Raw genomic sequence first — 13,327 nt, 5'->3', positions numbered from 1 at the left:
AAAGCCTATGACGAAAGGGATTTAATATAGATGGGAAAGCAACCGATTGATTTACTGATGCAGCCGAGCTGGAGAATCATTGACCAATCCAGCCTCGGCCCTTATTTTGATGCGAAGCAGTCATTCGCAATGGATGATACGCTGTGCGCCTCCGTAGGCAAAGGGGAATCGCCTGCGACGGCACGCTCTTGGGTGCACCACCGGACGATCGTGCTCGGCATTCAGGACACGCGCCTGCCGTTTTTAGAGGACGGCGTGAAATTGCTGGAGGACGAAGGCTACCGTGTTATTGTCCGCAATTCCGGAGGCCTCGCCGTCGTACTGGACGAAGGCGTATTGAATATCTCGCTTATTTTTGAAGACGAGAAAAAAGGCATCGACATCGACAGAGGCTACGAGGCGATGACAGAGCTGGTGCGGCGGATGCTGCGTCCGCACAATGCTGAAATTGAAGCATATGAAATTAAAGGATCGTACTGTCCGGGCAGCTACGATCTCAGCATCGGCGGCCGAAAATTCGCGGGAATCTCACAAAGGCGCCTGCGGGGCGGAACCGCGGTTCAGATTTACCTCTGCGCCGATAAAAGCGGAAGCGAACGCGCCGATCTGATCAGACGTTTCTATCAAGCCGCTTTAAAAGACAAAAGCAACGATACAAAAGGCGTATATCCCGATATCCGGCCCGAAACGATGGCTTCATTAAGCGAATTGCTGCAAACGGACATTACCGTGCAGGACTTAATGCTGGCGCTTTTGACCGAACTGAAGGAACTCAGCGGCCGCCTGTACGCAGCCGGATTATCGCCGGAAGAAGAGAAGGTATTTGAAAAAAATCTGACCCGAATGCTGGAACGGAATGAGAAGGTGTTCGGCACGCAGGAAAGCTTGGACTAAGTCCGGGCTTTTTTGTTTTTGGTAATTATATACTATTTAGTTATAGTGAAAAAGAAGTGTTATATGAAAACTAGTTTACATTATATACCTTATTTGATTAATATATTTATGTAGGTTCCAAATAATTCTATAAACTGAAGGAGATGGAGATATGAACTTTAAAAAAATAAAAGAAGAAAAAAGAATCACAATCCCGACACATTTGTTAGCCGGAGATGCGGAACAATCAGGCAATTCTTTCGCTTGGAGCGGCTGGGTGCTTGTAGTGCCGAGCCAAGAAGACAATCAAAACCCGAATTTGAATTTCTCTGATTTAGCCGCTCAAAAGTAGGATAATCACTGTTTGGAGCCTACACATCTGAGACGAGGCGGTGAGAGTTTGACACAAGAGTATATAACAGAAATTAAGCGGGGAGCGCTGTCATGGATTGTTAAAAATATCCATTATTTCGATATGAATCATAAAGTAGCAAATGATTTCAGGTGGCGCCTTAAAACATTTATAGAACTCATTTTTCTTACCAATTACCTGATCAGAAATCAGGCAGATGATAAGGAAGTTGCTGTTTTAACGGAGTTTATTACAGAAAGGCTCCATAATGATCAGCTTGAAGAATTTATTCATTTTGATCCGGACGGTCTCGCCGGATTGGCTATTGCGGGTGAATTTCTTACCTTGACTGATCATCCGTCACGGGCTTCGGTGATATGGGAGCTGGAAAAATTCACGGCAGCGCGTTTTGATTGCAGCCTTGCTAAAATTCCCTTTCGGAAAATGGATCTGAAGTACAGTCTGCAAAGAGCAGGCGTAACCTCGGAAATAACGGATTTTTCTGACTTATATCACTACACAGCAGCTGGTCAGGATGTCCCAAATACATATATGACGGATCATGATGCGTACAGTATCACTCATACGATTTTTTATATAACAGACATGGGATGTTCTTCGCTTACGGATAAAGAGTATCATCTGCCGTCCTTAAAAGAAAAGGTCCTGAAATTTCTCGGGATCTATATCTGTCTTGAGAATTTAGATATTACCAGTGAATTATTGATGTGCAGCTCTTTTTTACATATCGACATGGATAAGGACAACCATAAACCGCTCTATGAAGCAGCCTGGAATAAAATCTATCAGGGCCGAATGAAAGAGGGGAATGTCCCGAGCGTCACCTATCAACATAAACCCGGTTTGAAAGGTGAACAGCGAAGAGAAGATGTGTTTAAACATTGCTATCATACAACACTTGTCGCCGCAGGTGCCGCGCATGCCTGTCTTAGAGCGGAAAGGAACGATTAACTTGAATAGATTAGCTGAAGAGACAGATCAATTTTTATTATCTTTTGCTGAACAATCGCTTCCGGATCAAAAGAGCATTCAGCTGTTTGCCGGCTTCTGCAAGTACTACAGGAAGACGAGCCATTCTTCCTCTGTAAAAGAACATACTGAAAGGATTGCCTCCGCTTTCGTTGATAAGTCATGCTGGGAAGATCTGTTTCACTGTAACACGGCCATTGTCAATGAGTTGATTCATATCTATTTAACGGCAAAAGCTTATAAAAAGAAGCAGGGAATGGATTCGGATGATCAGGTCATACGTCACGGATTGCAAAACGGCTATCTTATAAAAAAAGAATGGCCTTATTTTAAATACGCCGAATTCGTCGGTTTGCTGAGCGAGCTGGGATTGTCAACTGACCATGAAAAAGTGCGCTTTTACAAGAATTCGATGTTTCAGCCTTTGCTCCATGACGCATGGAAAAGAACAGCTGAAAACGAGCTGGAGTTTGTCGAGTACTGTCTTCTTCATTTAGATCAGGGAGAGCATCTGCTTCATCCCGGCTTGAAGGCTTCCATTCAAAAATGGCTTGTGTTTTGTCTCGGCAGCCGAAAAATGAAACAGCTGTGCAATATGTTATTTATCCAATCGTGTATCGATCCATTTTTTTATGGCTGTCAAGCGGCTCTTCATCATATAAATAACGAGAATCCATCCATTCATTGTGCACCGGCTCTTCTGCCGGCGATTGAGATTCTGAATCTGGAGTGTGGAACATGCAGATAGTCAAGGAACATTTTAATATAAAAAAAACAGAAGAATGGCTGCTGGGTATTTGGAAGAACATTCAGCTGCAGCCGGAAGAAATGGAAGCAGATGATCTCATGCACCTGTTTTGCGGTTTAGCGGCATGTCATCACTTTGAAAAAAGAAAGGATACAGAAGAAGTCATTCTATTCTTAGACCGTTATTTTGGAGGAAAAACGCACGAATGCCATCCGGTCCTGTTCGCGTATGCGTATCATGTGTACCGCAGGATAGATGCCGCAAAAAGCATCTTTTTTCATAACGGACTTGAACAAATGGTCCGCGGTTTACAAGAGGAACTGAAATCAGAGCCTTCCTCTATGATCCTCATGGTATTAGGGGCTTATTTTGGGGCGGTGACTCCGGAAGAACTGATCGTGTTCTTAAAAACCGGGATGAAACGTGAGGCCGAATTGCTCATGGCACCGGGCGGCATTCAGGAAGAACAGGCGGATGCCCTTTATGCCGTCACTTATTTGCAAATGAAAGAATTGCAGCCTTTTCTCACGGAATGGTACAAAACATCAGACTTTGCTTTTTCAGGTTTAATGTTAGCCGAGTGCAGAAAGTATCACATTGACGCCGTTGCAAAATACACAGCCATTATGAAATTTCTCCAATTCGATGAGGGGCTTTTTATACGGGAAGGGCGGGAATTTCTACGCTTTCAGCAGCGAAGCAGCGGGAGCTTCGGTTATTTGAATCCATTAGCGATGGACCAAGGGGCGGTCAGCGGCAAATTGCTGGACCGTCAATATTTCCTGCCGTCCGCTCATTATGCCGCCGCCTCTCTGTCTATGCTGTAATGTCTCTCTTTTGAAAGACGGAAAAAGAAATCAATAAACAAATAAGAAAGTAGATCGCTATAACCGTCATGGAATAGGGGATGTTTAACGTTGAAATCGCATCACCCGCGCTTTTATTTACATAAGCAACGAGATTTAAATGCGGAAAGAGCGTAAATTTGTACCATGTAAATTGGGCAAGCAAATCAGTTCCGCCCAATATACTGCCGGCAAACAGCAGTAAAATGGATAAGCAAAGGGAGAGCGCCTGGCTTTTGAACAATACTGACAAAGTGAACGCAATGGTGACAATGCTTATAATTGATATGAAACGCAAAAGCAGAATGATTCCGGATGCTTTGATTGAACTGATGGTATACAGACTGTCATTTAAATGAGTATAGACGAGCGGATATGAAGCATTGGAAAAACCGAATAACACGCCGCCGATCAGCAAACAGCTCACACAGTAAAATAAGTAAATCATACCGGTAAACAGAAGGGAGGCCAGAAATTTCGATGTTAAAATCCGCCATCTTCGGTTCGGGCTTGTAGCGATAAACTTAATCGTCCCAAGGGCAAACTCTTTAGAAACAACCCCGCTGACGGTTAAAATCGCGGTCAAGCTGACGAAAATCTCAAGCCCGTTTGAAGTAACCGTGCCGAAAAACCTCCAGCCGTTCCATTCATAAGGGTTGATGTTATGCTCCAAATAATAGTCTTTATTCTTAACATCAGCAGAATAATAAACGCCTGTCGTTTCAGCCGGTTTATTAATTTCTTCCTGTTTTTTTTCGGCGAGAAGCCGTTCTTTCCAATTGTTATCCGAGGAAGCATCTAACTCATGATTCATAATAAGGCCGGCCAGCAAAACGATGAGAAATAGGAAAAAAAGAGATAATAGTGTGCCTTTTTTTCGGGTTATTTTTATGAATTCGTTCTGCGCCAGATGAAATATGCTCATACCGCGTCCTCCTGATCTGTAATCATCATGTATTTCTCTTCCAATGACAAAGTCCTTGCAGAAACGCGGGAAATCAGAATCTCTTTCTCTGCCAAAGATTTAATGACATACGGGATGGTATCTTCTTCCGCTTCCAATTCAATGATGCGGCTGTCTTTTTGCTGTACTTGAAGAATACCGTCCTGCTCTAATATTTCTTTCGCCCTTGCCGGATGATCGACCGTGACGGTAAACAGCTTTTTCTGACCAAGGTCATGTCTGTTCTTCATGTCTTCAATTCCTAAAATCCGTCCCTTTTTAATATAGGCAACCCTATCGCAAATCTCCTCCATTTCCGACAATAAATGGCTTGATAATAAAATAGAAACCCCTTGCTTCGCTAAATCGGAAAGAATGGTGCGCAATTCTTTCATACCTTTAGGATCGAGGCCGTTCATCGGTTCATCCAGAATTAATAATCCGGGATTGTGAAGAAGAGAATAAGCGAGCCCCAAGCGCTGTTTCATACCTAATGAGAAATGTTTCACTTTTTTGCGGGCAGCCTGCTCCAATCCGACTTTTGCAAGGGTATTCATAAGCTCATCCGTTCGCAGCGAGGTGCTGCGCAGTTTAGTAAAATATTTTAGGTTTTGCAAAGCGGTCATATTCGGATACATATCCGGGCCTTCAATGATAACCCCGATATGTCTCATAAAATATTCAAAGTCGCTGTCCGGTCTGCCTCTGAATGAAATGGCTCCTTCTGTTTTTTTAATAAGCTGTACGATCATTCTGAAAATAGTGGTTTTTCCTGAGCCGTTCGGCCCTAAAAGGCCGAATATCTCGCCTTTTCTCACATCGAAAGAAATTGACTGTACAATAGGGGTATGATTGATTGTTTTAGAGACATCTTTTAATATCAGGGCTGGTTCAGTCATGATATTTGCACACCTTCCTTATGATTTAGGGTAAAAGCCGTCAAAACCGAAGAACATGCTTCCGATCAGGCCGGCAACGATTAAAATGAGAGCAATGCTATACCACATTTTTCGATTCAATGGTTTCCCTCCTTACAACGCTGACATTCCATTTGAAATAGCGCAAAAAGATGCGGAATATCAGTTTCGAAAGATCAAATCCGGCCATAAACACCGCCATACCCGCTCCAAGAACCATACATCCGTTAAAAATGGCTGTTACAATCGGCACTTTTACAAGGAGAAAGAATGATCCGGTCATCAGCATCAGGCCGATCGCCATCAAACTTAACACCGCAACAGAGGCAAAAAGAAACGGTGTCAGCATAAACATGAAGTTGAACATGCCCATCCCCAGCATCAGGCCGAATGCTTTGAAAAACGAGCGCCATGTTTTCTGCTCCTCGGCATCACTGATGAAAATATCCGCTTTTAAGGCGCGCGCAAGTGTTTTGGGGTTTCCTAAATTGCCGGCGATTTGTTCATCGCTTTTTCCTTCAGCGCCGCCCATTTGGAATATTTCGCCGATATCGGCCAGTATCTCTTTTTGCTCACGTTCCGGCAGATCTTTTATTTCCCGCCGGAGATGTTTTAAATATTGGTCTTTACACATTCATTTTCCCTCCTTAATGATGCTGTTCACTTTTTCGGACAGATCAAGCCATTCCGATTTTAATGTTTGATGATAAAAGGCGCCTTCTTCTGTTACTTTGTAATATTTGCGTGATGGGCCTTGATCGGAAGCTGCTGTATACGTTTTTAGGTAGTTATTTTTTGTGAGTCTTCGTAATATGGGGTAGATGGTGCCCTCCGATACAGGGAACGTTTCACTTATGATCTTGATTAATTCATAACCATATAAATCTTCATAAAGAAGCAGGGACAACACACAAAGTTCCAACGCTCCTTTTCGTAATTGGCTACTCATTTACTATCATTCCCATCATATCTAATAATTGTATTCTCTATACAGTGTATTGCACAGTAGCTAATCGATCAATAATTCCCAAGAACCATTTGGGATGAGGAATTGAATCTTTATGCTTATGTGCGGGCGGGGACCGAGATGCGTAGCCCTTGCGGGAAGAAGGCCCCTGAACAATGTTTACATTAATATAGATCAGGATGCGCGTCATTGACAAATGGCAAAAACCCCTTTTTCCATGACAAGGAAAGGGGTTTTTCCGTTATTCGGCCATTTTTTCTAAATTGCCGTTCCGGTCCATTTTAAAGGACGGAGAGGCATGTTCGTCGTCTTCAAATAAAACTAGTTTTCTGGCTCTGTTCATAATTTTTACCAAGGTTTCGTAGTCTTCCTGAATGGTTTTTTGATCTTTTTCAAGCTTTTCGACGGCCGCTTCCAGCTGCTCGGTTTTAGACTGAAGTTCTTGGTTTTCCCGTTTTAAACGGTCATTTTCCATTTGCAGGGCGGAAGTTTGCTTTCCGCTGCCTTCATAGCTCTGCAGAAATTGAATGACGTCTGCCATTGTGAGCTCCGCCTTTTGGCTCGGCTGCTGAGGCGCCAGCAAATGTGATAAACTAGCTAACTCTTCCTTGAAGCTTTCATCGACATAAGGCATATGTTCGCCGGACATGACGGCTTGCCGATCCTCTTTTGGCGCTTCCGTTTGAACCGTCTCTTCGGCTGCGGTTTCCTGCATGATGTCCGCATCCGGCGCAGGCGGCTGATATAATAGTTTCTTCTTGGCCGGCTGGCCGTTTCCGAGCGCGCGCATCCGCTGTTTCCGCTGTTTTTTGGCAAGCTGAAGCGCTTTTTCGTATTGATGGCGCACGACGGCATTCCACCTGAATCCGCACGCTGCCGACGTTCTGTTTAATTTATCGCCTACCTCTTCAAAGGCGTTCAGCTGCGTGCTTCCTTCCCGGACGTGCCGGAGCACGGTTTCCGCAAGCAGCAGGTCGTTTTCCTCCGACCAGGCGTCCTGTCTTTGTTTTGTCAATGTTCTCAACCCCCAATATCTTTGATGGTATTAGAATGTCCAGATTGGAAAATATTTATACAAATTGGCTGAAAGAATGAGAGATACGCAGAGCCTTGCAGGATAAGATGAATCCTTGTACAATGAGATGTGATGTGATTTTTTTCGTTTTTAAAATTAAGATTTAACATAGAGGAACATTGAATGAAGGGAAGCGTACATCATGGCTAATGAATTCCGAGTGTGTGATGATTGCCAGGCCACCAATATTAAGACTTTGCTGCCGCGTTTGAAAGAAGCTGACCCGGATGCAAAAGTGGAGGTCGGATGTCAGTCATATTGCGGGCCCGGACGCAAAAAATCGTTTGCTTTCGTAAACAACCGCCCGCTGTCGGCGCCGACTGAGGATGAGCTGATTGAGAAAGTGAAAAAGAAGATCAAAAAGTAAATGTGTATTTTACGACAGCCTCGCCCGATGGGTCAGGCTTTTTTGCTTCAAAAAATCAATGACGGAAAACTGGAACAAAACGCCGGACAAATTCAAGGATGTTTTCAAATTACAGAGCCGATATAATAGAATCACGGCTAAAAAAAAGAGGGAATGACGATGGCGTATCCAAACGGAAAATTATCAGAAGAAAAAGTGTTTAAAGATCCCGTTCACCGCTATGTTCATGTGCGGGACAAGCTGATCTGGGATTTGATCGGCACCCGTGAATTTCAGCGGCTGCGCCGGATCAAACAGCTCGGTACGACGTATTTGACGTTTCACGGCGCGGAACACAGCCGTTTTAACCATTCTCTCGGCGTCTATGAGATTGTCAGACGAATGGTTGATGATGTTTTTAAAGGGCGTCCTGAATGGGATGACAATGAACGCGAACTCTGTCTCAGCGCCGCGCTTTTGCACGATTTGGGACATGGGCCGTTTTCGCATTCCTTTGAAAAGGTTTTTCATCTGGATCATGAAGACTATACGAGGGAAATCATTCTCGGCGACACCGAGGTGAATCAGGTTCTCAGAAAGGCGGGACCGGGATTTCCGCAGGATGTTGCCGAAGTCATTGCCAAAACATACAAAAACAAACAGGTGGTCAGCCTGATTTCGAGCCAGATTGACGCCGACAGGATGGATTACCTTCAGCGGGACGCATACTATACGGGCGTCAGCTACGGACATTTTGATATGGAACGGATTTTAAGGGTGATGCGTCCGCGTGAGGACCAGATCGTCATTAAGCAAAGCGGCATGCACGCCGTCGAAGACTATATTATGAGCCGCTATCAAATGTACTGGCAGGTGTATTTTCATCCCGTGACGAGAAGCGCTGAAGTCATTTTGACGAAAATTCTCCACCGTGCGAAGCAGCTCCATGAAGAAGGGTATATATTCACTCATGCTCCCGTTCATTTTTATTCCATTTTTGAAGGGAAGCTGACGCTTGCGGATTATCTGAAGCTTGATGAAGCCATCATTTTATATTATTTCCAGGCTTGGGAGGAAGAAGAGGACCCGATTCTGTCCGACTTGTGCCGCCGCTTCATTAACCGCCAGCTGTTTCAATATGCCGAATTTAACCCCAATGAGGAAATGTCGGCTTATTTTGAACTGACCGCTCTGTTTAAAGAGGCGGGAATTGATCCCAATTACTATTTAGTGGTCGATTCTTCATCGGATCTGCCGTATGATTTTTACCGGCCGGGTGAAGAGGAGGAGCGTCTGCCGATTCACCTGTTAACGCAGAACGGCCAGATCAAAGAGCTGTCCAGGCAGTCCGCCATTGTCGAATCCATTTCGGGCAAACGCCGGACGGACCATAAGCTCTACTATCCGATGGACCTCATTTGTGACGATTCAGAAAACCCTGAAGCAAAATTAAAAATCCGGCAGCTGCTGGGACTGACATAGAAGGATTTTGGTTAAAGAAGGAAAAGGAGATGTCGGGAATTTGTTGAAAGAACATGCAAAACTGATGAAGGTGTTCTCGGATTCTGGAGAAATCATCGGGCGGAAAAAGCTGCAGAAAATCATTTATATCGCGAAGAAAATGCAGTATCCTTTCTACGAAAAATATGATTTTCATTTTTACGGCCCGTATTCCGAAGAACTGACGCTTCGAATTGAAGAGCTGTGCAATCTTGGGTTTCTGGATGAGGTGAAGGAAAAAAAGGGCGGCTACTTTCAATACCGGTACTCGCTGACGGAGACGGGAGCCGAGTTTTTACATCATGCGGAGCTTACGATGCCGGATATGAAGAAGTACATCGACAGCGTCAACAGCCGCTCATCCCGGTTTCTGGAGCTGGTGTCTACGATTTTGTATTTTGACGGCCTTGAAGCTGAGGAAAAGAAAGAGAAAGTGTTTACGATAAAAAGCAAACAGAAATATACGGATGAAGAATATGATGAGGCGCTTCACTACATAGAAGAGCTGAAACACATTTGTTAAAGGCGATGGCTTTCGTCTTTTTTGATGAAAAAACCAGGCCGCGATAAAGCGGGCCTGGTTTTGTTTATTGTCTCAATTTGCTGTGCTTGTACGAATATAAAAAGTAAACGATGACGCCGATGATCAGCCAGACGGCAAAATAAAGCCACGTTTTCAGCGGCAGATTGACCATTAAAAACAAACAGCAGATAATGGCCAAAATCGGCAGTACTGGTACAAAAGGCACTTTAAATCCCCGCGGCAGATCCTTATGGGTGCGGCGCAGAATCAGCACGGACAGACTGACCATGGCAAATGTCAATAGCGCGCCGATGTTTGAGAGATCCGACAGCTCTTTCAGATCAACAAAACCCGCGATGCAGGCGCTGATCAGTCCGATCAGCCACGTATTAAAGATCGGAGCTCCCGATTTCTTTCCGACAATGGTAAAGACTTTCGGCAGCATTCCGTCTCTTGCCATCGCAAAAGATATACGGGTCGCCGCATATGTATGGGCGAGAACGACGGCCATCAGTCCGATCACCGCACCGGCAGCGATAACGCCCGCCACCGCGTTTTGTCCTACAGTCTGTAACACATAAGACATGGCTTCCGGCACATTAAGCTGTGAATACGGAACCATACCCGTCATGACGAGACAGACGATGACGTATACAAATGTACAGATCACCAGTGAACCGATAATACCGATCGGCAGGTTGCGCTGCGGTTTTTTGACTTCTTCAGCCGAAGCGGAAATCGCGTCAAATCCGAGAAACGCAAAAAAGACGGCAGAAGCCCCCGTAATGACGCCTTTGATCCCAAAAGGCATAAAAGGATGCCAATTGCCCGGCTTTACAAAAAAGCTTCCTGTGATGATAAACAGCAAAACAATTCCGATTTTTACGAGAACCATTATATTATTAAAGGTTTTGCTCTCTTTGGAGCCGCGTGACAGAACGACGGCAATTAATAGAGTAATGATGATGGCAGGAAGGTTGACGATGCCCCCCTGGCTCGGCACGTGCAGCAGACTTTCCGGCAAAGGCATGCCGATTTCGGCTAACAGATTATTAAAATAACTTGACCAGCCGCTTGCCACCGCCGACGCCGTCACCATATAAACGGATAAGAGCGTCCAGCCCATTAAATGGCCGACAATTTCTCCCATGGTGGTATAAGAGTAAATATAGGCGCTTCCGTAAACCGGGAGAACAGAAGCGATTTCGGCGTAACATAATGCTGCAAGGCTGCAGACAACGGCTGCAATGATAAAAGAAAAGATTACGGAAGGTCCGGCGTTTTTCGCGGCCGTAATGCCTGTAAGAACCATGACGCCCGTCCCGATGACGGCGCCGATGCCCAGTAAAGTTAAATCAAATCCACCCATCGTTTTGGCAGTCTGCCTGTTTCTGCTTTGTTCAAGCAGCTGGGTGATGTCTTTTTTTTGTAGGATATTCCGCAACACGCATCCCTCCATCCAAAAGCAAAAGCCAAGAGGGGCTCTTTGGCTTTTACCCGTGTCACATCTTCTGTGTAATCGACAATCCTGTGTTCTGTTTCCCCGTCTGTTCCGTTTCTTTTCCAGTCATATTGTCTGCCGCATCCGATCAGATTATCCTTTCCGTCAAACGCAGTCACCCTTAATGATTTTACCTGAATCATGTCTATAAAACCAGCATTGCATAAAAGGGATAGGTGAAAAAGTAGGAGATAATAGTCTATATAGGGCAGGATAAAAGTTGCGGGCTTTCCGGCCGAAATTTTGACTTTCCCCGCGAGGTATCAGTAAAATGTAATAAAAAACAATCAAATGATGATGGATGCATCTTGAAATGGGGAGTTTCTGCATGGAGCATGATATATTGCAAGCAAATGTACTGGATTACGCGCTCACGAAATATTTAAAGAGCACGAAAAAGCTTGATGAGGCGACAATTCCGAAAAGTATAAACAATATCAGAGGATTTATTCTCAGGATTATTTACCGGCACGGCACGTGCACGATTAAAGATATATTGCAGGAAGTCACATTATCGCCTTCGGCCACGACAACCGCTCTGAATCATTTAGAAAAAGAGGGTTTCGTGGAAAGGTCGAGAAATAACGAAGACCGGCGCACGGTATGGATGACGCTTTCCGAATCGGGAAAAATGGCGGCCATGCAAATGATTGAAAACCGGCAGATGCTCATTGACGAGCTGTTTGAAGCATTGACAGAGGAAGAAAAGAACACCTTTTTCAGCCTCGTTGAAAAAGTAATGAAATAAGCCGGCCTGACATAGCAGCGCCGGCCGTTATCAAGGATTACTCCGTATCGCTGATCCGTTTGCCGGCGACGGCGTAATGATCCTTTCTCATTTCTTCAATCATGACAATGATCTTTTCTTCGGCTGCGCCTGTCGTTTCTTTTACGGCTTCTGTCACTTTTTCAACCAGATTCCGTTTTTGTTCATCTGTGCGGCCTTCAAGCATTTTAACGGTTACGAGCGGCATGGTGCTGATCCTCCTTTATCGTTTCCTCTCTTTGGAAGAGAGGTCACTTATAGTATACTGAATGAAGGACAATCTTGCATTTTTTAAAAAAGGGGATTTTTACATTTGGACAGATTTTTATATTATCCGCTGGAGCTTATGCCCTATGTCGTGATTACGCTGATCGTGGCATTTACGATGCATGAACTGGCGCACGCGTATGTTGCGTATCGGTTCGGAGACGATACCGCGGCGAGACAGGGCAGATTAACGCTCAATCCGATTAAACATCTTGATGTTTTCGGAACGATTCTAATTTTGGTCGCGGGTTTCGGCTGGGCCCGTCCGGTGCCGGTGAACCGCCGCGCCTTTAAAAGACCGCGGCTGGCGGGAGTGCTGGTTTCCGTCGCCGGGCCTGTAAGCAACCTGATTCTTGCCTTTATCGGTTTCTTTTTGCTAGTGTTGATGCATGCTTACGGAATGGAGCTGCTTTCTGCATTCAGCATTGGGCTTGACCGCTTTTTCTCTATTTGGATTCAGCTGAATCTCGCGCTTTGTTTATTCAACCTGCTGCCGCTTCCTCCGCTTGACGGCTACCGGATTATTGAGGATCTCGTGCCGCCGCGGGTGCGCGCCAAAATGACTCAGTTTGAGAGCTACGGGATTATCGTGTTTCTCGTGCTGTTTGTGACACCGGTCGGCTCCTATGTCGTGTGGCCGCTGTTAAGCGAGGGGAGAGACTGGATTCTCAAGGTATTTGCCATTATATTTCAACCGCTTTTGTAGGAGGGTAT

17 protein-coding genes are annotated in these 13,327 nt (G+C 45.0%); 10 read left to right on the top strand and 7 right to left on the bottom strand.

What is annotated here, in order from left to right:
- The first annotated feature begins 30 nt into the window (after nucleotides 1-30).
- From lipL to BXO87_RS09205, 5 genes are all read left to right on the top strand, one after another.
- Nucleotides 31-894 carry an octanoyl-[GcvH]:protein N-octanoyltransferase gene (gene lipL / locus BXO87_RS09225; RefSeq protein ID WP_038460235.1) on the top strand — a complete coding sequence of 288 codons (864 nt, stop codon included), beginning with the start codon at nucleotides 31-33 and terminating at the stop codon, nucleotides 892-894.
- A 151-nt stretch (nucleotides 895-1,045) separates the two neighbouring features.
- The gene (locus tag BXO87_RS09220; protein WP_003151018.1) at nucleotides 1,046-1,225 is read left to right on the top strand and encodes a hypothetical protein; all 180 of its coding nucleotides are present in this window, start codon (nucleotides 1,046-1,048) and stop codon (nucleotides 1,223-1,225) included.
- A gap of 48 nt (nucleotides 1,226-1,273) precedes the next feature.
- Nucleotides 1,274-2,197, top strand: a complete 924-nt coding sequence (locus BXO87_RS09215) for a DUF6895 family protein (protein WP_038460234.1) — start codon at nucleotides 1,274-1,276, stop codon at nucleotides 2,195-2,197.
- Nucleotides 2,166-2,963, top strand: a complete 798-nt coding sequence (locus BXO87_RS09210) for a hypothetical protein (protein WP_038460232.1) — start codon at nucleotides 2,166-2,168, stop codon at nucleotides 2,961-2,963. The genes BXO87_RS09215 and BXO87_RS09210 overlap by 32 nt, the downstream gene beginning before the upstream one ends.
- A complete protein-coding gene (locus BXO87_RS09205; RefSeq protein WP_038460230.1) occupies nucleotides 2,954-3,790 on the top strand; it encodes a hypothetical protein in 837 nt (278 codons plus the stop codon). Before BXO87_RS09210 ends, BXO87_RS09205 begins: the two co-directional genes overlap by 10 nt.
- On the opposite strand, the gene BXO87_RS09200 is transcribed toward BXO87_RS09205, so the two are convergent.
- From BXO87_RS09200 to BXO87_RS09180, 5 genes are all read right to left on the bottom strand, one after another.
- Nucleotides 3,780-4,733 (bottom strand): ABC transporter permease, encoded by a 954-nt coding sequence (locus BXO87_RS09200; protein WP_038460228.1) that lies wholly within the window; start codon nucleotides 4,731-4,733, stop codon nucleotides 3,780-3,782. The two genes, BXO87_RS09205 and BXO87_RS09200, sit on opposite strands and share 11 nt — an antisense overlap.
- Complete coding sequence (locus BXO87_RS09195; protein WP_038460226.1) at nucleotides 4,730-5,650, bottom strand: ATP-binding cassette domain-containing protein; 921 nt, start codon at nucleotides 5,648-5,650, stop codon at nucleotides 4,730-4,732. The genes BXO87_RS09200 and BXO87_RS09195 overlap by 4 nt, the downstream gene beginning before the upstream one ends.
- 97 nt (nucleotides 5,651-5,747) lie before the next feature.
- Entirely contained in the window at nucleotides 5,748-6,302 is a 555-nt protein-coding gene (locus BXO87_RS09190) for an HAAS signaling domain-containing protein (protein ID WP_032875875.1), read from the bottom strand.
- Nucleotides 6,303-6,617 (bottom strand): PadR family transcriptional regulator, encoded by a 315-nt coding sequence (locus tag BXO87_RS09185; protein WP_007614461.1) that lies wholly within the window; start codon nucleotides 6,615-6,617, stop codon nucleotides 6,303-6,305. It abuts the gene before it with no gap.
- Between the two features lie 259 nt (nucleotides 6,618-6,876).
- Entirely contained in the window at nucleotides 6,877-7,650 is a 774-nt protein-coding gene (locus BXO87_RS09180; protein WP_012118695.1) for an RsfA family transcriptional regulator, read from the bottom strand.
- A 202-nt stretch (nucleotides 7,651-7,852) separates the two neighbouring features.
- Here BXO87_RS09180 and BXO87_RS09175 point away from each other — a divergent pair, with 202 nt between their 5' ends.
- The 3 genes from BXO87_RS09175 (at nucleotide 7,853) to BXO87_RS09165 (ending at nucleotide 10,079) form a co-directional block, all read left to right on the top strand.
- Nucleotides 7,853-8,077, top strand: a complete 225-nt coding sequence (locus BXO87_RS09175) for a YuzB family protein (protein WP_003151034.1) — start codon at nucleotides 7,853-7,855, stop codon at nucleotides 8,075-8,077.
- A 159-nt stretch (nucleotides 8,078-8,236) separates the two neighbouring features.
- Complete coding sequence (locus tag BXO87_RS09170; RefSeq protein WP_003151035.1) at nucleotides 8,237-9,538, top strand: HD domain-containing protein; 1,302 nt, start codon at nucleotides 8,237-8,239, stop codon at nucleotides 9,536-9,538.
- A 40-nt stretch (nucleotides 9,539-9,578) separates the two neighbouring features.
- On the top strand, nucleotides 9,579-10,079 hold the full coding sequence (locus tag BXO87_RS09165) for a YwgA family protein (protein WP_007407653.1): 501 nt from the start codon (nucleotides 9,579-9,581) through the stop codon (nucleotides 10,077-10,079).
- Between the two features lie 64 nt (nucleotides 10,080-10,143).
- Here BXO87_RS09165 and BXO87_RS09160 read toward each other — a convergent pair whose 3' ends face one another.
- On the bottom strand, nucleotides 10,144-11,523 hold the full coding sequence (locus BXO87_RS09160; RefSeq protein ID WP_038460224.1) for an amino acid permease: 1,380 nt from the start codon (nucleotides 11,521-11,523) through the stop codon (nucleotides 10,144-10,146).
- A gap of 385 nt (nucleotides 11,524-11,908) precedes the next feature.
- Here BXO87_RS09160 and BXO87_RS09150 point away from each other — a divergent pair, with 385 nt between their 5' ends.
- Nucleotides 11,909-12,328 carry a MarR family winged helix-turn-helix transcriptional regulator gene (locus tag BXO87_RS09150; RefSeq protein WP_007407650.1) on the top strand — a complete coding sequence of 140 codons (420 nt, stop codon included), beginning with the start codon at nucleotides 11,909-11,911 and terminating at the stop codon, nucleotides 12,326-12,328.
- Between the two features lie 37 nt (nucleotides 12,329-12,365).
- Here the strand turns inward: BXO87_RS09150 and BXO87_RS09145 are convergent, their stop codons facing one another.
- Nucleotides 12,366-12,554 carry a 2-hydroxymuconate tautomerase gene (locus tag BXO87_RS09145; RefSeq protein WP_003151042.1) on the bottom strand — a complete coding sequence of 63 codons (189 nt, stop codon included), beginning with the start codon at nucleotides 12,552-12,554 and terminating at the stop codon, nucleotides 12,366-12,368.
- 105 nt (nucleotides 12,555-12,659) lie between these two features.
- Here BXO87_RS09145 and BXO87_RS09140 point away from each other — a divergent pair, with 105 nt between their 5' ends.
- Nucleotides 12,660-13,319: a site-2 protease family protein gene (locus BXO87_RS09140; RefSeq protein ID WP_038460222.1), complete on the top strand. Its 660-nt coding sequence runs from the start codon at nucleotides 12,660-12,662 to the stop codon at nucleotides 13,317-13,319.
- The last annotated feature ends 8 nt before the right edge of the window (nucleotides 13,320-13,327 follow it).

Source organism: Bacillus sp. GZB (assembly GCF_001975995.1).
In the GTDB taxonomy this organism is placed as follows: domain Bacteria; phylum Bacillota; class Bacilli; order Bacillales; family Bacillaceae; genus Bacillus; species Bacillus velezensis.
This window is presented reverse-complemented; position numbering and strand designations above follow the sequence as displayed.

Excerpts from the sequence above, each read along its gene's own strand:
- lipL (WP_038460235.1), top strand. The coding sequence starts at position 31 with ATGGGAAAGCAACCGATTGATTTACTGATGCAGCCGAGCTGGAGAATC.
- BXO87_RS09220 (WP_003151018.1), top strand. The coding sequence starts at position 1,046 with ATGAACTTTAAAAAAATAAAAGAAGAAAAAAGAATCACAATCCCGACA.
- BXO87_RS09210 (WP_038460232.1), top strand. The coding sequence starts at position 2,166 with ATGCCTGTCTTAGAGCGGAAAGGAACGATTAACTTGAATAGATTAGCT.
- BXO87_RS09205 (WP_038460230.1), top strand. The coding sequence starts at position 2,954 with ATGCAGATAGTCAAGGAACATTTTAATATAAAAAAAACAGAAGAATGG.
- BXO87_RS09200 (WP_038460228.1), bottom strand. The coding sequence starts at position 4,733 with ATGAGCATATTTCATCTGGCGCAGAACGAATTCATAAAAATAACCCGA.
- BXO87_RS09195 (WP_038460226.1), bottom strand. The coding sequence starts at position 5,650 with ATGACTGAACCAGCCCTGATATTAAAAGATGTCTCTAAAACAATCAAT.
- BXO87_RS09190 (WP_032875875.1), bottom strand. The coding sequence starts at position 6,302 with ATGTGTAAAGACCAATATTTAAAACATCTCCGGCGGGAAATAAAAGAT.
- BXO87_RS09185 (WP_007614461.1), bottom strand. The coding sequence starts at position 6,617 with ATGAGTAGCCAATTACGAAAAGGAGCGTTGGAACTTTGTGTGTTGTCC.
- BXO87_RS09175 (WP_003151034.1), top strand. The coding sequence starts at position 7,853 with ATGGCTAATGAATTCCGAGTGTGTGATGATTGCCAGGCCACCAATATT.
- BXO87_RS09170 (WP_003151035.1), top strand. The coding sequence starts at position 8,237 with ATGGCGTATCCAAACGGAAAATTATCAGAAGAAAAAGTGTTTAAAGAT.
- BXO87_RS09150 (WP_007407650.1), top strand. The coding sequence starts at position 11,909 with ATGGAGCATGATATATTGCAAGCAAATGTACTGGATTACGCGCTCACG.
- BXO87_RS09145 (WP_003151042.1), bottom strand. The coding sequence starts at position 12,554 with ATGCCGCTCGTAACCGTTAAAATGCTTGAAGGCCGCACAGATGAACAA.